Source organism: Billgrantia ethanolica (assembly GCF_021404305.1).
Taxonomy (GTDB): Bacteria; Pseudomonadota; Gammaproteobacteria; order Pseudomonadales; family Halomonadaceae; genus Halomonas; species Halomonas ethanolica.
In genome coordinates, this window is the sequence record NZ_JABFTX010000002.1 from 26,389 (window position 1) to 44,545 (window position 18,157).

Here is an 18,157-nt window from a genome sequence, read left to right on the forward strand (position 1 = left end):
GTGGGATCATGGCAAAGAAGAGCATGATTGAACGCGAGCTCAAGCGCACCAAGCTGGTCGAGAAGTATGCGGCCCGCCGTGCCGAGCTCAAGGCGATCATCCAGAGCGTGAATTCTTCCGACGAAGAGCGCTTCGAGGCGACGCTGAAGCTGCAGCAGTTGCCGCGCGACTCCAGCCCGGTGCGTCAGCGTAACCGCTGCCGTATCACTGGTCGCCCGCACGGCTACTACAACAAGTTCGGCCTCGGCCGTAACAAGCTGCGTGAAGCCGCCATGCGTGGCGAGGTCCCTGGACTGAAGAAGTCCAGCTGGTAAGCCGCCACGGAAACATCAGGAGCGCAACGTAAATGAGCATGCAAGATACTCTGGCGGATATGTTCACCCGTATCCGCAATGCGCAGATGGCCACCAAGGAGACGGTCACCATGCCGTCCTCCAAGCTCAAGGTCGAGGTGGCCCGCGTATTGAAGGAAGAGGGTTACATCAACGACTTCGCGGTCGCTGAAGGTACCAAGCCCGAGCTGACCGTGACCCTCAAGTATTTCGAGGGCAAGCCGGTCATCGAGCACCTGCAGCGGGTGTCCAAGCCGTCCCTGCGCCAGTACAAGGGCAAGAGTGAACTGCCCAAAGTGGCGGATGGCATGGGTGTGGCGATCGTCACCACCTCCAAGGGCGTGATGACCGACCGTGCCGCTCGTCAGGCGGGCGTCGGTGGCGAAGTCATCTGCACCGTATTCTAGGAGTCTGGAATGTCCCGCGTAGCCAAATATCCGGTTAAAGTGCCCGCCGGCGTCGACGTCAAACTCGACGGCGACCAGCTGACCGCCAAGGGCGGTCAGGGCACGCTGTCGCTGACCGTTCACCCGGACGTGGTCATCGCTCAGGAAGAGGGTCAGCTGACCTTCAAACCGAGCGAGAGCGCCAAGTCCTGGGCCATGGTCGGTACCACACGAGCTCTGGTCCAGAACCTGGTCACCGGCGTCTCTGAGGGCTTTACCAAGACCCTCGAAATCGTTGGCGTCGGCTATCGTGCCCAGGCAAGTGGCCAGACGCTGAATCTGTCACTGGGCTTCTCTCACCCGGTCGAGTACTCCCTGCCCAAGGGTGTTACGGCGGAAACGCCGAAGAACACCGTGATCGTGCTGAAAAGCGCGGACAAGCAGATGCTCGGTCAGGTGGCTGCGGAGATCCGCGCCTTCCGTCCGCCCGAGCCGTACAAGGGCAAGGGTGTGCGCTACGCCGACGAGCAGGTGCGTCGCAAAGAAGCCAAGAAGAAGTAAGGCAGGGTTATGAACGCGAAGAAAGAATCTCGTCTCCGTCGTGCCCGCCGCGCTCGTGCCAAGATGCGCGAGCTGGGCGTGTATCGCCTGTGCGTCAACCGTACCCCGCGTCACATCTACGCGCAGATCATCTCGCCGGATGGTGGCAAGGTGCTGGCCAGCGCTTCCACGCTGGACAAGGACCTGCGTGCGGGTGCGACCGGCAATGCCGACGCCGCCGCCAAGGTGGGTGCGCTGATTGCCGAACGCGCCAAGCAGGCTGGCATCACCCAGGTGGCCTTCGATCGTGCCGGTTACAAGTACCACGGCCGCGTCAAGGCCCTGGCCGACGCCGCACGTGAAGGCGGCCTGGAATTCTAAAGGGTTTTACGATGGCGAAGAACGAACAGAACACCGGCGACCTGCAGGAAAAGCTCGTGCAGGTCAACCGTGTCGCCAAGGTGGTCAAGGGTGGTCGTATTTTCGGCTTCACCGCGCTGACCGTCGTTGGCGACGGCAATGGTCGTGTCGGCTTCGGTCGTGGCAAGGCGCGTGAAGTGCCGGTCGCGATCCAGAAGGCCATGGACCAGGCGCGCCGTAACATGGTCAAGGTGAGCCTCAAGGGCCACACCCTGCAGTACCCGGTCAAGGCGCGTCACGGCGCCTCCAAGGTGTACATGCAGCCGGCCTCCGAAGGTACCGGGATCATCGCCGGCGGCGCCATGCGCTCCGTGCTCGAGCTGGCCGGCGTCCATGACGTCCTGGCCAAGTGCTACGGCTCCACCAATCCGGTCAACGTGGTGCGCGCAACCGTCAAGGGTCTCGCCTCCATGCAGTCGCCGGAAGACATCGCCGCCAAGCGCGGTCTGTCTGTCGAAGCGATCACGGGGTAACTACCATGGCAGCCACACTCAAGGTAACCCAGATCCGTAGCACCATCGGCACGCTGCCCAAGCACAAGGCCACCATGAAGGGCCTGGGTCTGCGCCGCATCGGTCATACGGTCGAGCTGGAAGACACCCCTGCCGTGCGCGGCATGATCCACAAGGTCAACTACCTTGTGCGGGTAGAGGGAGAGTAATCCATGAAACTCAACACGCTGAGCCCGGCACCGGGCTCCAAGCCCGCCGAGAAGCGCGTCGGCCGTGGTATCGGTTCCGGTCTGGGCAAGACCGGCGGCCGTGGCCACAAGGGTCAGAAGTCGCGCAGCGGCGGCACCGTGAAGCCCGGTTTCGAGGGCGGTCAGATGCCGTTGCAGCGGCGCCTGCCCAAGTTCGGCTTCACTTCCATGAAGTCGCTGGTCTCCGAAGAGGTGCGCCTGAGCGAGCTGGCCAAGGTCGAGGGTGATGAAGTCACTCTGGAGACCCTGAAGCAGGCCAACGTGCTCAAGGACGCGACTCTGCACGCGAAGATCATTCTTTCCGGCGACGTCAACAAGGCGGTCACGGTTCGCGGCGTCAAGGTCACCAAGGGTGCCCGTGCCGCGATCGAAGCTGCCGGCGGCAAGGTAGAGGACTAAATGGCCAAGTCAGGAAACATGCCGGCGATGGGCAGCGGTCTGAGTGAACTGTGGGCGCGTCTGCGCTTCGTGCTCCTCGCCATCGTGGTGTACCGTATCGGTGCCCATATTCCCGTTCCCGGTATCAATCCTGACCAGCTTGCTGCCTTGTTCAGGGAGCAGCAGGGCACCATCCTGGGCATGTTCAACATGTTCTCGGGTGGTGCCCTGGAGCGCATGAGTATCATGGCGCTGGGTATCATGCCCTACATCTCCGCGTCGATCATCATGCAGCTGCTGACCGCCGTCTCGCCCCACCTCGAGCAGTTGAAGAAGGAGGGCGAGGCCGGTCGCCGCAAGATCAGCCAGTACACCCGCTACGGTACCGTGCTGCTGGCCTTCGTCCAGGCCACCGGCATGTCGGTGGGTCTGGCCAGCCAGGGCATCGCCTACAGCGCTGACTTCAGCTTCTATTTCACTGCCATCGTCACCTTCGTGTCGGGTGCAGTGTTCCTGATGTGGCTGGGCGAGCAGATCACCGAGAAGGGTATCGGCAACGGTATTTCGCTGCTGATCTTTGCCGGTATCGTCGCTGGCTTGCCGGGTGCGGTGGGGCAGGCGTTCGAGCTGGCCCGCAACGAAGGCGCGTGGAACGTGCTGCCGCTGCTGGCTCTCTCCGTGCTGGGCGTGGCGACCGTGGCTTTCGTGGTCTTCATCGAGCGCGGCCAGCGCCGTATCACGGTGAACTATCCGCGGCGTCAGGTCGGCAACAAGATGTATGCCGGGCAGAGCAGTTATCTGCCGCTGAAGGTGAACATGGCGGGCGTGATTCCGCCGATCTTCGCTTCCAGTATCCTGCTGTTCCCTGCCTCCATCGGCCAGTGGGTCGGGGCGGGCGACGGCATGGAGTGGTTGCAGCGTGCCTCCCAGGCCCTGGGCCCGGGACAGCCGCTGTACATCTTGCTTTTCGGCGCGGCGGTGATATTCTTCTGCTTCTTTTACACAGCACTGGTCTTCAATCCCAAGGATGTCGCTGACAACCTCAAGAAGTCAGGGGCCTTCCTCCCGGGGATTCGTCCTGGTGAGCAGACCGCTCGCTATGTCGACAAGGTCATGACCCGTCTGACCCTGTGCGGCGCCCTGTACATCACTGCGGTTTCCCTGATGCCCCAGTTCCTGATCGTGGCGTGGAACGTGCCGTTCTTCTTTGGCGGTACCGCACTGCTGATCATCGTGGTGGTCATCATGGACTTCATGGCCCAGGTGCAGTCGCATCTCATGTCGCACCAGTACGAGTCGGTGATGAAGAAGTCCAACCTGAAAGGCTATGGCAGCGGCGGCATCATGCGCTGAATGGCGCTGCCGGTGACAAGGCGCGCCGCGCCGATTTTGGAGAAGGAACGATGAAAGTTCGAGCTTCCGTCAAGAAGATGTGCCGTAACTGCAAGATCATTCGGCGCAATGGCGCGGTTCGCGTCATCTGCATCGAGCCGCGGCACAAGCAGCGCCAGGGTTGATTCTGGCGTTTGTGAATAAGTGGTGCCGGCATACCCCTTGCCCTGAGGAGGGTAAAGGGGTATGCTGTTGCGCCTTTTGTAGTAACTAATCGAGCAAGCCGCTCAAATTTCGGAGAAAGCTGATGGCCCGTATTGCAGGCGTCAATATCCCGGACAACAAGCATGCGGCGATCTCGCTGACCTATATCTTCGGGATTGGCCGCACGCGTGCACAGGAAATCTGTGCCGCTACCGGCATCGCGCCGACCACCAAGATTCAGGAGCTCTCCTCTGAGGAGGTTGATGCCCTGCGTGCCGAGGTTGGCAAGTACACCGTGGAAGGCGACCTTCGTCGTGATGTGACGCTGAACATCAAGCGTCTCATGGACCTGGGTTGCTATCGTGGTCTGCGTCATCGTCGTAGTCTTCCGCTGCGTGGTCAGCGGACCAAGACTAACGCGCGTACCCGTAAGGGCCCGCGTAAGCCGATCCGCAAGTAACACGCACGTTCTGGCGTAAAGACAGGAATAGACATCAACATGGCTAACCCGCGTAGCAACCGTAAAAAGGTTAAAAAGCAGGTAGTGGACGCCGTTGCGCACATCCACGCCTCTTTTAACAACACGATCGTGACGATCACAGACCGCCAGGGCAATGCTCTCTCCTGGGCAACTGCCGGTGGTTCGGGTTTTCGTGGTTCTCGCAAGAGCACCCCGTTCGCTGCTCAAGTGGCAAGCGAACGTGCAGCGACCGCTGCAGCCGAGTATGGTGTGAAAAACGTCGACGTGCTGGTCAAGGGCCCCGGTCCTGGCCGTGAATCCGCCGTGCGCGCCCTGAGCGCCGCTGGCTTCCGCGTGCAGAGCATCACTGACGCGACGCCCATTCCCCACAATGGCTGCCGTCCGCCGAAGAAACGCCGCGTTTAAGGAGACAGATTCATGGCTCGTTATATTGGACCGAAGTGCAAACTGTCTCGTCGTGAAGGCACCGACCTCTTCCTCAAGAGTGGTGTGACTCCCTTCGAGAAGAAGTGCAAATCCGAGCAGATTCCGGGTGTGCACGGCCAGCGCCGTCAGCGTCTTTCCGACTACGGCTTGCAGCTTCGCGAGAAGCAGAAAGTGCGTCGTATCTACGGCGTACTCGAAAAGCAGTTCCGCAGCTACTACAAGGAGGCCGCCCGTCGCTCCGGCGCCACCGGCGAAGTCCTGCTGCAGCTGCTCGAATCCCGACTGGACAACGTCGTCTACCGCATGGGCTTCGGCTCCACTCGTTCCGAGGCACGCCAGCTGGTGAGCCACAAGGCGATCGCGGTCAACGGCCGCACCGTCAACGTGGCTTCCTATCAGGTCAAGCCCGGTGACGTGGTTTCCGTTCGCGAGAAGGCGAAGAACCAGGCGCGCATCCAGAGTGCTCTCTCCATCGCTGCCAACCGTGGCGACGTCGCCTGGATCGAGGTCGACGCGAAGAAGATGGAAGGCACCTTCAAGGCTATCCCGGAGCGCGGCGATCTGTCGGCCGACATCAACGAAAACCTGATCGTCGAGCTGTACTCGAAGTAAGCGTCGCTGACCGCGTCGCGCCGGCCCTTCGGGGCCGGCAGCGAGTACCGAGTAACCGTTAGGCAGCCTCAAAGGTGTAGTTATGCAGCGTTCAGTGACAGAGTTTCTCCGTCCGCGCGATATCAAGGTCGAAGAGATCAGCGCGCATCACGCGAAGATCGTGCTCGAGCCGTTCGAGCGTGGCTTTGGCCATACCCTGGGCAATGCGCTGCGTCGCATTCTGCTCTCGTCCATGCCCGGCTGTGCCGTGGTAGAAGTCGAGATTGCGGGTGTCGAGCATGAGTACAGCGCGATCGAGGGTGTTCAGGAAGACGTCATCGAGATTCTCCTGAACCTCAAGGACGTGGCCATCCGCATGCACAGTCGCGACGAGGCAGTGCTCTCGCTGAACAAGCAGGGCCCGGCCGTGGTGACCGCGGGCGACATCGTCCTCGATCACGACGTCGAGATCGTCAATCCGGAGCACGTCATCGCTCACGTCAACGAGGGTGCCGAGCTCAAGATGCAGCTCAAGATCGCTCGTGGTCGTGGCTATGAGCCGGCTGATGCTCGTGTCGGCGCCGACGATGAGTCGCGTGCCATCGGTCGCCTGCAGCTGGATGCCACCTTCAGCCCCGTGCGTCGCGTCTCGTACGCCGTCGATGCCGCACGTGTCGAGCAGCGTACCGACCTGGACAAGCTGATCATCGACCTGGAAACCGACGGCACCCTGGATCCGGAAGAGGCCATCCGTCGCAGCGCCACCATCCTGCAGGAGCAGCTGGCAGCGTTCGTCGACCTGGAAGCCGACAAGGAGCAGGAGATCGAGGAGGAAGAGGATCACGTCGATCCGATCCTGCTGCGCCCCGTAGACGATCTCGAGTTGACCGTCCGCAGTGCCAACTGCCTGAAGGCCGAGAACATCTACTATATCGGCGACTTGATTCAGCGCACCGAAGTCGAGCTGCTCAAGACGCCGAATCTCGGCAAGAAGTCTTTGAACGAAATCAAGGACGTGTTGGCTGCTCGCGGTCTTTCCCTCGGCATGCGGCTGGAGAACTGGCCGCCGGCGAGCCTGAAGGACGACAAGGCCTCTGCGTGAGCGTCGACTCGAGTCCCAGTTTGGTAAGGAATTGCAACCATGCGTCATCGTAAGAGTGGTCGTCACCTGAATCGCACCAGCTCGCATCGTCAGGCCATGTTCAAGAACATGAGCGTGTCGCTGATCGAGCACGAAGTGATCAAGACAACCCTGCCCAAGGCCAAGGAGCTGCGTCGCGTCATCGAGCCGCTGATCACCCTGGCCAAGCAGGACAGCGTCGCCAACCGTCGTCTGGCCTTCAGCCGTACCCGCTCCAAGGAGGCGGTCGGCAAGCTCTTCAACGAGCTGGGTCCGCGTTACGTCGAGCGTCCGGGCGGTTACGTCCGTATTCTCAAGTGCGGTTTCCGCACCGGCGACAACGCCCCCATGGCCTTCGTCGAACTCGTTGACCGTCCGGTCGTCGAGGAGGTCGAGGAAGCCGCTACCGAGGAGTGATCCCCGGCGGCGGGCCTGGCCCGGCAATGCTGTAGCGCTAGCAACGAAAAACCCGGCTTCTCACGAAGCCGGGTTTTTTTTTGGCCGCAGCGGTGCTATTTGGACGTCGCCAGCTCGGCCGGTTGGCTCCTGGCGCGCTCCAGCAATGGCTTGAGGAAGCGCCCGGTGTGGGAGACTTCCATCTCGGCGACCTGCTCCGGGGTGCCCTCGGCGATGATGCGCCCGCCGCCGGAGCCGCCTTCGGGGCCGAGATCGACGATCCAGTCGGCGGTCTTGATCACGTCGAGGTTGTGCTCGATCACCACGATGGTGTTGCCGTGGTCGCGCAGGCGGTGGAGCACGGCGAGCAACTGGCGAATGTCCTCGAAGTGCAGCCCGGTGGTGGGCTCGTCGAGGATGTAGAGCGTCTTGCCGGTGTCGCGCTTGGCCAGTTCGCGGGCTAGCTTGACGCGCTGGGCCTCGCCGCCGGAGAGCGTGGTGGCGCTCTGGCCCAGGCGGATGTAGGAGAGCCCGACGTCGAGCAGGGTCTGCAGGCGACGGGCGATGGCCGGCACCGGGCTGAAGAACTCCAGCGCTTCCTCCACGGTCATCTCGAGCACCTCGTCGATGCTCTTGCCCTTGTATTCGATCTCCAGCGTCTCGCGGTTGTAGCGCTTGCCCTTGCACACGTCGCAGGGCACGTAGATGTCGGGCAGGAAGTGCATCTCGACCTTGATCATGCCTTCGCCCTGGCACGCCTCGCAGCGTCCGCCCTTGACGTTGAACGAGAAGCGCCCCGGCTTGTAGCCGCGCGAGCGTGCCTCCTGGGTGCCGGCGAAGAGTTCGCGGATCGGCGTGAAGATGCCGGTATAGGTGGCCGGGTTGGAGCGCGGCGTACGCCCGATGGGGCTCTGATCGATGTCGATCACCTTGTCGAGCTGGTCGAGGCCTTCGATGTCTTCATAAGGCGCAGCGGTCAGGGTGGTGGCGTGATTGAGCTCACGGGCGGCAATCGGCATCAGGGTCGAGTTGATCAGCGTCGACTTGCCCGAGCCGGAGACCCCGGTGACGCAGATGAACAGCCCCAGCGGCAGGGTCAGGCTGACATTGCGCAGATTATTGCCGTGGGCGCCGGTCAGGCGCAGCTGCTTCTCCGGGTTGCCGGGGATGCGCCACTTGGGCACCTCGATACGGCGCTTGCCCGACAGGTATTGGCCGGTGAGCGAGTGGTCGCTGGCCATCACCGCTTCCGGCGTGCCCTGGGCGACGATACGTCCGCCGTGTACGCCGGCGCCGGGGCCGATGTCGAGCACGTGGTCGGCGGCACGGATGGCATCTTCGTCGTGCTCCACCACGATCACCGTGTTGCCCAGGTCGCGCAGGTGAATCAGCGTCTTGAGCAAGCGGTCGTTGTCGCGCTGGTGCAGGCCGATGGAGGGCTCGTCGAGGATGTACATCACGCCCACCAGGCCGGCGCCGATCTGGCTGGCCAGGCGAATGCGCTGGGCCTCGCCGCCGGAGAGGGTCTCGGCGCTGCGCTCCAGGTTGAGATAGTCGAGGCCAACGTTGACCAGGAACTCCAATCGGGCGTGGATCTCGTTGATCACCTTCTGGGCAATCTCGCCCTTGCGCCCCGGCAGGGTCAGGCGCTGGAAGTAGTCCCAGGCCTCGCCGATCGGCAGCTGCACGATCTGCGGCAGGGTGTGCTCGTCGATGAAGACGTGGCGGGACTCCTTGCGCAGGCGTGAGCCTTGACAGCTGGGGCAGGGGCGGTCGGCGATGTAGCGCGCCAGCTCCTCGCGGACCATGCTCGATTCGGTCTCGCGGTAGCGCCGCTGCATGTTGGGCAGCACGCCCTCGAAGGGGTGCTCACGGGTCACGCGGCGGCCGCGGTCGTTGACGTAGCTGAAGGCGATCTCGTCGTCGCCGCTGCCGTAGAGAATCAGGTCCTTCTCGTGGCGGGCCAGATCCTGCCACGGCGTCTCGAGGGTGAAGCGATAGTGATCGGCCACCGCCTGCAGCTGGCTGAAGTAGTAGACGCTGCGCCGGTCCCAGCCCTTGATTACCCCCTCGGCCAGGGACAGCTCCGGGTGGCTGATCAGCTTGTCGGGGTCGAACACTTGCTGTACGCCCAGGCCGTCGCAGGTGGGGCAGGCGCCGGCCGGGTTGTTGAACGAGAACATGCGCGGTTCGAGCTCGGCGATGGCATAGCCGCACACCGGGCAGGCGAAGCGCGCCGAGAAGGTGATGTCCTCGGCCTCGCCGTCCATGAAGTGCACAACGGCGATGCCGTCGGCCAGGTTGAGCGCCGTCTCGAACGACTCCGCCAGGCGCTGCTGGAGCCCCTCGCGCACCTTGATGCGATCCACCACCACGCTGATGTCGTGCTTTTTGTTCTTGTCCAGCGGGGCGATGTCATCGAGCTCCAGCGCCTGGCCGTCGACCATCACGCGCACGAAGCCCTGGGCGCGCAGCTCGGCGAGCAGCTGCAGGTGCTCGCCCTTGCGGCCCTTGACCACCGGCGCCAGCAGCATCAGCTTGCTGCCCTCGGGCAAAGCCAGCACCTGATCGACCATCTGCGAGATGGTGCTGGCCTCGAGCTCCTCGCCGTGTTCGGGGCAGCGCGGGGTGCCGGCGCGGGCGAACAGCAGGCGCAGGTAGTCATAGATCTCGGTGATGGTGCCGACCGTGGAGCGCGGATTATGGGAAGTGGACTTCTGCTCGATGGAGATCGCCGGCGACAGTCCCTCGATGTGGTCGACGTCAGGCTTCTCCATCATCGACAGGAACTGGCGAGCATAGGTGGAGAGCGACTCCACGTAGCGCCGCTGGCCCTCGGCGTAAAGCGTGTCGAAGGCCAGCGACGACTTGCCCGAGCCGGATAGCCCGGTGACCACGATCAGGCTGTCGCGGGGCAGCTCGACGTCGATCTGCTTGAGGTTGTGGGTGCGTGCACCCCTGACCACGATCCTGTCCATTCCCACCTCATGGCGCGCTGGCAAAACCTCGATTATACGCCTGCGACGCAATACGCGCCAAAGCGCCGCTGGTCGGAACGTTTCCTGTGCGGGCCGGAATCGTTAGAATAGTCGGTTCATCTTGAGGGCCTCGGCCCGCCTACCCATGGAATCGTCTGACTCCCTATGCGCAAGCTCTCTGGACTGCTGCTAGCCTCCGAACGGCGAGCCATTACCGGCCTGGCCGGTCTGTATGCCACGCGCATGCTGGGGCTGTTCATGGTGCTGCCGGTACTGGCGCTGTACGCCGACGAACTGGCCGGCGCCACGCCCCTGCTGGTGGGGTTGGCACTGGGCGTGTACGGCCTGACCCAGGCGCTGTTGCAGATCCCCTTCGGCCTGCTCTCCGACCGCCTGGGACGCAAGCCGGTGATCGCTGCCGGGCTGCTGCTGTTCGTGATCGGCAGTGTGGTGGCGGCCAATGCCGATACCATCGGCGGAGTGATCCTGGGGCGCTGCCTGCAGGGCAGCGGGGCGGTGGCGGCGGCAATCATGGCGCTGCTGGCCGATCAGACCCGTGAACAGGTGCGCACCGCGGCCATGGCCACCATCGGTCTTTCCATCGGCGTGGCCTTCGCCGTGGCCATGGTGCTGGGCCCCTGGCTGGCCGCGACGTTCGGTCTGTCTTCGGTATTCTGGTTCACCGCCCTGCTTGCCGCGCTGGGGCTGGTGGTATTGTGGAAGCTGGTACCGCCGGCGCCACGTCGGCTGCGCCATCGCGACGTCGGCATGGACCGCCGCCAGCTGAGCGCCATTCTTACCCGCGCTGATCTGTGGCGGCTGGACCTGTCGATCTTCGCCCTGCACCTGGTGCTGATGGCGATATTCGTTGCCGTACCGTTTAGCCTGGTCGAGGCAGGCATCGAGGCCGAGCGTCATGGTCTGACCTATCTCGGCATCATGGCGCTGGCCTTTGTCGGCATGGTGCCGCTGGTGGTCATCGCCGAGAAGCGCCAGCGCATGCGCGGCATGAGTCTGACGGCGATCGCGGCGATCGGTGCAAGCCTGCTCGGGCTGGCCGTCTTCGGTGGTGGCTGGGCGCTGTTCGCCTGGCTGCTGCTATTCTTCGTCGCGTTCAACCTGCTGGAGGCGATGCTGCCTTCGATGTTGAGCAAGCTGGCGCCGGCCGGGGCCAAGGGCACGGCAATGGGTGTCTACTCCACCAGTCAGTTCCTGGGTGCCTTCTTCGGTGGCGTGCTGGGGGGCTTTCTGGCTCAGCAGTGGGGGCTGTCGGCGGTGTTCGCCGGTAGCGCCACGCTGGTCGGCGTCTGGTGGCTGCTGATGCTGGGCATGCCCGCAGTGCCGCATCTGTCCAGCGAGGTGGTGGCGCTCGACGACGACGAGCACGGAGATGCCCTCGACACGCTGATGGCCAGCTTTGCCGAGGTGGCCGGCGTTGAGGACGTCATGGTCGTTCCCGAGGAGCGAGTGGCGTATCTTAAGGTGGATCGGCGCCGCCTCGACGAGGATGCCCTGGCGCGCCTGATCCGCTCGGGTCGCGACCGGGGCGGCTAGTCTGTCGCTCGAGCGCAGCTCCGGTAGGCCGTTCCATTACAATGCACATATTCATTTGATAGAGGGAGTCCAGCATGGCCCGTGGTGTCAACAAGGTCATACTCATCGGCAACCTGGGGCAGGATCCCGAGGTGCGCTTCATGCCGTCCGGCAGTCCCGTCGCCAACCTGCGTGTCGCCACTACCGACACCTGGACCGACAAGCAAAGCGGCCAGCGCCAGGAGCGTACCGAGTGGCATTCGGTGGTGCTGTTCAACCGCCTGGCCGAGATTGCCCAGCAGTATCTGAAGAAGGGCTCTCGGGTCTATCTCGAAGGACGCCTGCAGACGCGCAAGTGGCAGGGTCAGGACGGTCAGGACCGCTATACCACCGAGATCGTCTGTAACGACATGCAGATGCTCGATACCCGTAGCGGCGACTTCGGCGGTCAGCCGGGCGCCGGCATGCCACAGCAGCAGGGCGGCTACGGGGCGCCTCAGGGCGCGCCCATGCAGCAGCAGGGCGGCTATGGCGCCCCGCCGGCCCAAGGTGGCGGCTTCGGCAACAATGCGCCCCAGCAGGGCGGCTACGGCGGTGGCCAGCCCCAGCAGCGCCCGGCACAGGGCGGCCAGCCTCCGCAGGGTGGTCAGCCTCAGCAGGGCGGTCAAAAGCAGAACAACTACGGTGCCCCCGACCCGGGCAGCTTCGACGATTTCGACGACGAGATCCCGTTCTGACGCTGCCCGTCGCAGGCTGCCGGAGGCTATCGTGAAGCTGTTGGTATTGGATGCCGGTCACTGCCTCAACCTGGCGCTGGCCAGGCTGGCGCATCGGCGTAGCGACACCGAGCTCGTCATCGAGCCCGGTTTGAACATCGATGCCGCCCTGCTGCGCGAGGTGGCCCCGGCGGCGGTGATCATTCCGCCGCTCTCGGCACCGATGGAAATCGAGCCGGCCGCCGTCGTGGCGCATGGCGAGGGGGTGGACGCCTGCCTGGCAGCGTGCCGCGAGACCGATACGCCGCTGGTCTGGTGCGTTTCCGACCAGCTCTATCAGGACGGCTTCGAAACGCCCATCGACGAGCATGTGATACCGGCGCCACGGGACGAGAGCCTGCGCCGCCTGATCGCCATCGGCGATCGCATCCGTGCCGGCCATCCGCGCCATCTGATCGTGCGGCTGGGGCCATTGTTCGCCCTGGAGGGCGGGCATGCCTGGCTCAGCGGGGTGATCGACAGTCTGGTCAGCGGAGAAGAGGTGCGCGCTGCGCAGGACGTGATCTTTTGTCCCACTGCCGCCGACGCCGTGGCCATGGCGCTGGTCGGCATGCTGCATCAGCTGGCCTGTGGCTCGAACGCCTGGGGCGCCTACCACCTGGCAGGCACGGAGCCGGTCAGCGCCTATACCTTCACCACCATGGTGCGCACCCAGCTGTCTACCCGTCTCGAGGGATTGGGGGAGCAGATCGCGCTGGGTGAGGTGAAGGCGCTCAAGCATCATCATGACCAGCCGCTGCGGCGAGTGCTCAACTGTCGACGGGTGCTGGAGGCGTTCGGCGTGCATCAGAAACCCTGGCGTCTGGAGGTGGGGCGCCTGCTCGACGAGTGGTGCCAGGCGCGCCGTGCCAGCCGGATCGAAGAGGGCGGCACGACCTCATGAATGTGCTGCGCAGCCTGCTGTTCTACTTTGGCTACTTTTTCGCCATCCTGGTCTTCGGTGCGCTGTTGCTGCCTGTGGCCCCGCTGCTGGCGCTGCCGGCACGCTATCGCCTGCTCAATCTCTACAACCATTTTCTGACCGCCTGGTTTCGCTGGACCTGCGGTGTGCGCTATCGAGTTCGCGGCCGTGAACATCTTCCCGACGGACCCTGCGTGATCCTGGCCAATCATCAGTGCGAGTGGGAGACCATTTTCCTGCAGATTCTCAAACCCCCGGTATGCACGGTACTCAAGCAGGAGCTGCTGCGTATACCGCTATTCGGCTGGGGGCTCAGGCTGTTGCATCCCATCGCGCTCGACCGCTCGAAGCCGGCGCGGGCCATGCGCCAGGTGCTGAGCCAGGGGGTGGCGCGCCTGCAGGAGGGGCTGTCGGTGTTGATCTTTCCCGAGGGCACTCGTGTGGATCCGGGCCAGCGTCGGCGTTACAACAAAAGCGGTGCCGTCATCGCCTGTCGTGCCGGTGTGCCGGTGGTGCCGGTGGCGCACAATGCCGGCGAGCGCTGGCCGGGGCGTCAGTGGGTGAAGAATCCGGGGTTGCTCAACGTGGTGGTGGGTGAGCCCATCGCGACCGAAGGGCGTACGCCCGACGAAGTGCTGAAAGAAGTCGAAGCCTGGATCGAGGCGCGTCTGGCCGAGATTTCCGAAGTGCCGCGCCCGGCCGATGCCAAGCCCGCCGTGGGGGTCAGCGTCGACTAAGTGCTGTCCTGATTCATGCAAAAGGCGCCCCTTGAGGCGCCTTTTGCGTTGACCTGGCCGTCGGTCTGGGTCAGTCGCGGTAGCGTTGCAGCACCAGGCAGGCGTTGGTGCCGCCGAAGCCAAAGCTGTTGGAGAGCACGCGATCCACGCTGACTCCGTCGCGCAGGCTGGTCACGATGTCGAAGCCGGCCGCCTGGTCGTCGAGCTCCTCCACGTTTGCCGAGGCAGCGATGAAATCACGCTCCATCATCAGCAGGGAGTAGATGGTCTCCTGCACGCCGGTGGCGCCCAGCGAGTGGCCGGTCAACGACTTGGTGGAGCTCATGGGCGGCGTGGAGTCGCCGAACACCTCACGGATGGCCTTGAGTTCGGCCACATCGCCCACCGGCGTGGAGGTGCCGTGGGTGTTGATGTAGTCGATGGGGCCGTCGACGGTGGCCATGGCCTGACGCATGCAGCGCACCGCGCCCTCGCCGGAGGGGGCGACCATGTCGTGACCGTCGGAGGTGGCACCGTAGCCGACCAGTTCGGCATAGATCTTGGCCCCGCGTGCCTTGGCGTGTTCGAGCTCCTCGAGCACCAGCATGCCACCGCCACCGGCGATGACGAAGCCGTCGCGGGCCTTGTCATAGGGGCGTGAGGCCTTCTCGGGCGTCTCGTTGTAATGGGTGGAGAGCGCGCCCATGGCATCGAACAGGCACGACAGGGTCCAGTGCTCTTCTTCCCCGCCGCCGGCGAAGACGATGTCCTGCTTGCCCAGTTGGATCTGCTCCATGGCGTTGCCGATGCAGTGAGCCGAGGTTGCGCAGGCGGAGGAGATCGAGTAGTTGACCCCCTTGATCTTGAACGGCGTGGCAAGACACGCCGAGACGGTGCTGCCCATGGTGCGGGTGACCCGGTAGGGGCCGACCCGGCGCAGGCCCTTCTCGCGCATGACGTCGGCCGCCTCGACCTGGTTGGCGCTCGACGCGCCGCCTGAGCCGGCGATGAGACCGGTGCGCTCGTTCGATACCTGCTCGGGGGTGAGTCCGGCGTCCTCGATGGCCTGTGCCATGCTGACATAGGCGTAGGCCGCGGCATCGCCCATGAAGCGGCGCAGCTTGCGGTCGATCAAGGCGTCGAGATCGATGTCCACGACCCCGGCGACATGGCTGCGAAAGCCAAGTTCAGCGTACTCCTCCTTGAAGCGAATGCCCGAGCGCCCATTCCGGAGCGCCTCGACGACCGCCTGCGGGTCGTTGCCAAGGCAGGATACGATGCCCAGGCCGGTGACTACCACTCGTCGCATGGAAGCCTCCTGTATCAGAAATTCGCGGTAGAGGTGAACAGGCCGACGCGCAGATCGGTGGCCTGGTAGATATCGCGGCCATCGACCGATACGGTGCCATCGGCGATGCCGAGAATCAGACGTCGAGTGATGATGCGCTTGATGTCGATCTTGTAGGTGACCTTCTTGGCGTCGGGCAGGATCTGGCCGGTGAACTTCACCTCGCCACAGCCCAAGGCGCGGCCGCGGCCGGGATGGCCCAACCAGCCGAGGTAGAAGCCGACCAGTTGCCACATGGCATCGAGCCCCAGGCAGCCGGGCATGACCGGGTCGCCGGGGAAGTGGCAGTCGAAGAACCACAGGTCCGGATGGATATCCAGCTCGGCGATCAGCTCGCCCTTGCCGAAGTCACCACCGTCCTCGTAGATGCGGGTGATGCGATCGAGCATCAACATGTTGGGCGCCGGCAACTGGGCGTTGCCGGGGCCGAAAAGCTCGCCGCGGCTACATGCCAGCAGTTCTTCGCGTTCGAAAGAGTGTTGCTTGGTCACTGAGTCGTTCCGAGTCACAGTTGTAATGGGCCTTTCCGCATGCAGTGCAGCGGCGGCTTGGCGCAGAGCCGACCCGCCCGGGCGGCCCTGCCTAGTCTACTGGCCGTGGCCCTCGATTGCACGTCAGGCATGACGCGACCTTAACTGCGGATTAAAGTGTCGGCGTCGACTGTCGATATTCAATGAAGAGTCGATGCATAGCATGGGCGCACTTTACACCCTCCACCGTCATTGCGGGATCTCACATGCGGCCATCCTCCGCCTTCAACCGACCGCTGCTCTGGGCTGCCATGGTAGCGCTGCCGGCCTGCATCTGGCTGCCCGATCCCGGCTTGCGGATGGTGGCGGTCGGCATCGTGGCAACCGGGCTCTGGATGGCCTGGCGTCAGATCAAGCGCGATCGTCAGCACGCGGATCTCATGCAGCAGGCGTTGATGCTCTCCGAAGAGGGCGTGCAGATCACCGATGCCGACAATCGCATTCTCGCCGTCAACCCCGCCTTCACCCGCATCACCGGTTTCACCGAACAGGAAGTGCGCGGGCTCAATGCCGCCACCCTGGCGGCGTCTCGCCATGACTCGGACTTCTTCAAGCGTTTCTGGCAAACCCTGCACAGCAAGGGACGCTGGGAAGGCGAAATCTGGAATCGGCGCAAGCAGGGTGATGAATTTCCGGAGTGGCTGCGGGTCAAGGCGGTGACCGATGGTCGCGGCCGCATCACTCACTATGTGGGCACTTTCACCGACATCTCGGTGCACAAGGCGCGCGAGCAGGACCTGCGGCGCATCGGCTTCGAGGATCCGCTCACCGGGCTGCCCAACCGTCGGCGTTTGCACGATCTGATGACCTCGCGCCTGCGCCATCTGCGTGCCGGCGAAAGTCTCGACATGGCGATCATCGACATCGATGGTTTCAAGTCGGTCAACGACAGTCTGGGCGTGGAGCAGGGCGACCGCCTGCTGGCCCGCTTCGGTCAGCGCCTGGCGCACCATATGGCGGGCGGTGTGGTGGGGCGCCTGGGCGGTGATGAATTCCTGGCCATTCGTACCACTACCTTCGATGATCATGACAAGTGGGTCGCCGGCCTGCGCGAGCACCTGGGCGAGCCGTTCGAAGTGGGCAGCAAGACGCTGCGCCTGGGGCTCTCCATCGGTAGCTGCCGGGCGCCGGAGGATGGCAAGGAGTCCGGCGTGCTGTTTCAGCGTCTGGAGTCGGCGCTCTATTCGGCCAAGCGCCATGGGCGCAACGTCAGTCGGCGTTTTCGTCCGGCCCTCGACGTGCAGGACTCGCCGCAGATGGCGCTGGTCTACGGCCTGCGCGACGCGCTGGCCAACGGCGAACAGCTCGAGCTCCACTACCAGACCCAGCATCGCGTGATGGACGGCGCCGTGGTCGGCATGGAGGCGCTGCTGCGCTGGCGTCACCCGGAGCACGGCATGGTCTCGCCCGGCGACTTCATTCCGCTGGCCGAACGCCACGGGCTGATGGGGCCGCTGGGCAACTGGGTGATCGACGAGGCGCTGGCGCAAATGGCGCGCTGGCGCGAGATGGGGCTCCCGCAACTGCCGGTATGGATCAATATCTCGGCGATTCAGATGTTCCAGGGCGAGCTGGAGGCGGCGCTCGCCTCCAGCCTGGCCCGGCATGGTATCGAACCTGCCCAGTTGGGGCTGGAACTCACGGAGTCGGTGCTGCTCGACGAACGCGCCGGCGACATCGTGCCGCGGCTGGAAGCGCTGCGCGCCAAGGGACACCGCATTGCCATCGACGACTTCGGCATGGGCTACTCGTCGCTGAGCTATCTGAAAAACCTGCCGCTGGACAAGCTCAAGCTCGATCGTGCCTTCATCCGCTCGCTGCCCGACGACCCCGCCGATGCCGCCATCGTCAGCGCGGTGCTGGCCATGGCGCGAGGCCTGGGGCTCGACGTGGTGGCCGAGGGGGTGGAAACCCACGGCCAGCTCGACTTCCTGCAGCAGGCCGGCTGCCGCCTGGTGCAGGGGTATCTCTACGCCCGACCGGGGCCGGCAGAGGTGATCGAGGCCCAGTGGCAAGCGCTCAAGACCGACTCGGCAGGGCTGATGCTGCGCGCCGAGCCCACTGCGTAG

The 18,157-nt window shown here is 64.1% G+C and carries 22 protein-coding genes; 19 read left to right on the plus strand and 3 right to left on the minus strand.

All coding sequences use genetic code 11. The annotated features are described in order from the left end of the window. The first annotated feature begins 8 nt into the window (after positions 1-8). The 14 genes from rpsN to rplQ all read left to right on the plus strand — a co-directional run bounded on the left by rpsN (position 9) and on the right by rplQ (position 7,327). Positions 9-314, plus strand: a complete 306-nt coding sequence (gene rpsN / locus HOP53_RS08940; RefSeq protein WP_010626479.1) for a 30S ribosomal protein S14 — start codon at positions 9-11, stop codon at positions 312-314. Between the two features lie 32 nt (positions 315-346). Beyond that, the gene (gene rpsH / locus HOP53_RS08945; RefSeq protein WP_010626480.1) at positions 347-739 is read left to right on the plus strand and encodes a 30S ribosomal protein S8; all 393 of its coding nucleotides are present in this window, start codon (positions 347-349) and stop codon (positions 737-739) included. A 9-nt stretch (positions 740-748) separates the two neighbouring features. Next, positions 749-1,279: a 50S ribosomal protein L6 gene (gene rplF / locus HOP53_RS08950; RefSeq protein ID WP_010626481.1), complete on the plus strand. Its 531-nt coding sequence runs from the start codon at positions 749-751 to the stop codon at positions 1,277-1,279. A 9-nt stretch (positions 1,280-1,288) separates the two neighbouring features. Next, positions 1,289-1,639, plus strand: coding sequence for a 50S ribosomal protein L18 (gene rplR / locus HOP53_RS08955; protein WP_086507998.1), 351 nt, complete (start codon positions 1,289-1,291; stop codon positions 1,637-1,639). 11 nt (positions 1,640-1,650) lie between these two features. Then, positions 1,651-2,151 (plus strand): 30S ribosomal protein S5, encoded by a 501-nt coding sequence (gene rpsE / locus HOP53_RS08960; RefSeq protein WP_010626483.1) that lies wholly within the window; start codon positions 1,651-1,653, stop codon positions 2,149-2,151. Positions 2,152-2,156: 5 nt separating this feature from the next. Then, entirely contained in the window at positions 2,157-2,339 is a 183-nt protein-coding gene (gene rpmD, locus HOP53_RS08965; RefSeq protein ID WP_010626484.1) for a 50S ribosomal protein L30, read from the plus strand. Between the two features lie 3 nt (positions 2,340-2,342). Further along, positions 2,343-2,777, plus strand: coding sequence for a 50S ribosomal protein L15 (gene rplO / locus HOP53_RS08970; RefSeq protein ID WP_234269735.1), 435 nt, complete (start codon positions 2,343-2,345; stop codon positions 2,775-2,777). Further along, complete coding sequence (secY, locus tag HOP53_RS08975) at positions 2,778-4,109, plus strand: preprotein translocase subunit SecY (RefSeq protein WP_026037871.1); 1,332 nt, start codon at positions 2,778-2,780, stop codon at positions 4,107-4,109. A gap of 50 nt (positions 4,110-4,159) precedes the next feature. Continuing rightward, a complete protein-coding gene (rpmJ, locus tag HOP53_RS08980; RefSeq protein ID WP_009099023.1) occupies positions 4,160-4,273 on the plus strand; it encodes a 50S ribosomal protein L36 in 114 nt (37 codons plus the stop codon). A gap of 122 nt (positions 4,274-4,395) precedes the next feature. Then, a complete protein-coding gene (gene rpsM / locus HOP53_RS08985; RefSeq protein WP_010626487.1) occupies positions 4,396-4,752 on the plus strand; it encodes a 30S ribosomal protein S13 in 357 nt (118 codons plus the stop codon). A 39-nt stretch (positions 4,753-4,791) separates the two neighbouring features. Then, positions 4,792-5,178, plus strand: coding sequence for a 30S ribosomal protein S11 (rpsK, locus tag HOP53_RS08990; RefSeq protein ID WP_010626488.1), 387 nt, complete (start codon positions 4,792-4,794; stop codon positions 5,176-5,178). 12 nt (positions 5,179-5,190) lie between these two features. Beyond that, the gene (rpsD, locus tag HOP53_RS08995; protein ID WP_010626489.1) at positions 5,191-5,811 is read left to right on the plus strand and encodes a 30S ribosomal protein S4; all 621 of its coding nucleotides are present in this window, start codon (positions 5,191-5,193) and stop codon (positions 5,809-5,811) included. An 82-nt stretch (positions 5,812-5,893) separates the two neighbouring features. Next, a complete protein-coding gene (locus HOP53_RS09000; RefSeq protein ID WP_010626490.1) occupies positions 5,894-6,892 on the plus strand; it encodes a DNA-directed RNA polymerase subunit alpha in 999 nt (332 codons plus the stop codon). A 39-nt stretch (positions 6,893-6,931) separates the two neighbouring features. Then, a complete protein-coding gene (gene rplQ / locus HOP53_RS09005; RefSeq protein WP_234269736.1) occupies positions 6,932-7,327 on the plus strand; it encodes a 50S ribosomal protein L17 in 396 nt (131 codons plus the stop codon). A 95-nt stretch (positions 7,328-7,422) separates the two neighbouring features. Here the strand turns inward: rplQ and uvrA are convergent, their stop codons facing one another. Then, positions 7,423-10,284, minus strand: a complete 2,862-nt coding sequence (uvrA, locus tag HOP53_RS09010; RefSeq protein WP_234269737.1) for an excinuclease ABC subunit UvrA — start codon at positions 10,282-10,284, stop codon at positions 7,423-7,425. 165 nt (positions 10,285-10,449) lie between these two features. On the opposite strand from uvrA, the gene HOP53_RS09015 reads away from it, so the two are divergent. The 4 genes from HOP53_RS09015 (at position 10,450) to HOP53_RS09030 (ending at position 14,231) form a co-directional block, all read left to right on the plus strand. Then, positions 10,450-11,838, plus strand: a complete 1,389-nt coding sequence (locus HOP53_RS09015; protein WP_234269738.1) for an MFS transporter — start codon at positions 10,450-10,452, stop codon at positions 11,836-11,838. Between the two features lie 74 nt (positions 11,839-11,912). Beyond that, positions 11,913-12,554, plus strand: a complete 642-nt coding sequence (locus HOP53_RS09020; RefSeq protein WP_234269739.1) for a single-stranded DNA-binding protein — start codon at positions 11,913-11,915, stop codon at positions 12,552-12,554. A gap of 31 nt (positions 12,555-12,585) precedes the next feature. Continuing rightward, on the plus strand, positions 12,586-13,476 hold the full coding sequence (locus tag HOP53_RS09025) for a sugar nucleotide-binding protein (RefSeq protein ID WP_234269740.1): 891 nt from the start codon (positions 12,586-12,588) through the stop codon (positions 13,474-13,476). After that, complete coding sequence (locus tag HOP53_RS09030) at positions 13,473-14,231, plus strand: lysophospholipid acyltransferase family protein (protein WP_234269741.1); 759 nt, start codon at positions 13,473-13,475, stop codon at positions 14,229-14,231. The genes HOP53_RS09025 and HOP53_RS09030 overlap by 4 nt, the downstream gene beginning before the upstream one ends. Before the next feature lie 70 nt (positions 14,232-14,301). On the opposite strand, the gene fabB is transcribed toward HOP53_RS09030, so the two are convergent. Together fabB and fabA are read right to left on the minus strand one after the other, a co-directional pair. Beyond that, positions 14,302-15,519 (minus strand): beta-ketoacyl-ACP synthase I, encoded by a 1,218-nt coding sequence (fabB, locus tag HOP53_RS09035; RefSeq protein WP_234269742.1) that lies wholly within the window; start codon positions 15,517-15,519, stop codon positions 14,302-14,304. A 14-nt stretch (positions 15,520-15,533) separates the two neighbouring features. Further along, positions 15,534-16,049, minus strand: a complete 516-nt coding sequence (gene fabA, locus HOP53_RS09040) for a 3-hydroxyacyl-[acyl-carrier-protein] dehydratase FabA (protein WP_234269743.1) — start codon at positions 16,047-16,049, stop codon at positions 15,534-15,536. A 245-nt stretch (positions 16,050-16,294) separates the two neighbouring features. On the opposite strand from fabA, the gene HOP53_RS09045 reads away from it, so the two are divergent. After that, complete coding sequence (locus HOP53_RS09045; RefSeq protein WP_234269744.1) at positions 16,295-18,157, plus strand: putative bifunctional diguanylate cyclase/phosphodiesterase; 1,863 nt, start codon at positions 16,295-16,297, stop codon at positions 18,155-18,157.

What these genes read in the sequence shown, in the direction of transcription:
- secY (WP_026037871.1), top strand. Translation starts at nt 2,778, where the DNA reads ATGGCCAAGTCAGGAAACATGCCGGCGATGGGCAGCGGTCTGAGTGAA.
- rpsN (WP_010626479.1), top strand. Translation starts at nt 9, where the DNA reads ATGGCAAAGAAGAGCATGATTGAACGCGAGCTCAAGCGCACCAAGCTG.
- HOP53_RS09000 (WP_010626490.1), top strand. Translation starts at nt 5,894, where the DNA reads ATGCAGCGTTCAGTGACAGAGTTTCTCCGTCCGCGCGATATCAAGGTC.
- rpsD (WP_010626489.1), top strand. Translation starts at nt 5,191, where the DNA reads ATGGCTCGTTATATTGGACCGAAGTGCAAACTGTCTCGTCGTGAAGGC.
- HOP53_RS09045 (WP_234269744.1), top strand. Translation starts at nt 16,295, where the DNA reads ATGCGGCCATCCTCCGCCTTCAACCGACCGCTGCTCTGGGCTGCCATG.
- rpsH (WP_010626480.1), top strand. Translation starts at nt 347, where the DNA reads ATGAGCATGCAAGATACTCTGGCGGATATGTTCACCCGTATCCGCAAT.
- rpsE (WP_010626483.1), top strand. Translation starts at nt 1,651, where the DNA reads ATGGCGAAGAACGAACAGAACACCGGCGACCTGCAGGAAAAGCTCGTG.
- rplQ (WP_234269736.1), top strand. Translation starts at nt 6,932, where the DNA reads ATGCGTCATCGTAAGAGTGGTCGTCACCTGAATCGCACCAGCTCGCAT.
- rplR (WP_086507998.1), top strand. Translation starts at nt 1,289, where the DNA reads ATGAACGCGAAGAAAGAATCTCGTCTCCGTCGTGCCCGCCGCGCTCGT.
- rpmD (WP_010626484.1), top strand. Translation starts at nt 2,157, where the DNA reads ATGGCAGCCACACTCAAGGTAACCCAGATCCGTAGCACCATCGGCACG.
- rplO (WP_234269735.1), top strand. Translation starts at nt 2,343, where the DNA reads ATGAAACTCAACACGCTGAGCCCGGCACCGGGCTCCAAGCCCGCCGAG.
- HOP53_RS09020 (WP_234269739.1), top strand. Translation starts at nt 11,913, where the DNA reads ATGGCCCGTGGTGTCAACAAGGTCATACTCATCGGCAACCTGGGGCAG.
- rpsM (WP_010626487.1), top strand. Translation starts at nt 4,396, where the DNA reads ATGGCCCGTATTGCAGGCGTCAATATCCCGGACAACAAGCATGCGGCG.
- rplF (WP_010626481.1), top strand. Translation starts at nt 749, where the DNA reads ATGTCCCGCGTAGCCAAATATCCGGTTAAAGTGCCCGCCGGCGTCGAC.
- fabB (WP_234269742.1), bottom strand. Translation starts at nt 15,519, where the DNA reads ATGCGACGAGTGGTAGTCACCGGCCTGGGCATCGTATCCTGCCTTGGC.
- rpsK (WP_010626488.1), top strand. Translation starts at nt 4,792, where the DNA reads ATGGCTAACCCGCGTAGCAACCGTAAAAAGGTTAAAAAGCAGGTAGTG.
- rpmJ (WP_009099023.1), top strand. Translation starts at nt 4,160, where the DNA reads ATGAAAGTTCGAGCTTCCGTCAAGAAGATGTGCCGTAACTGCAAGATC.
- HOP53_RS09030 (WP_234269741.1), top strand. Translation starts at nt 13,473, where the DNA reads ATGAATGTGCTGCGCAGCCTGCTGTTCTACTTTGGCTACTTTTTCGCC.
- HOP53_RS09015 (WP_234269738.1), top strand. Translation starts at nt 10,450, where the DNA reads ATGCGCAAGCTCTCTGGACTGCTGCTAGCCTCCGAACGGCGAGCCATT.
- uvrA (WP_234269737.1), bottom strand. Translation starts at nt 10,284, where the DNA reads ATGGACAGGATCGTGGTCAGGGGTGCACGCACCCACAACCTCAAGCAG.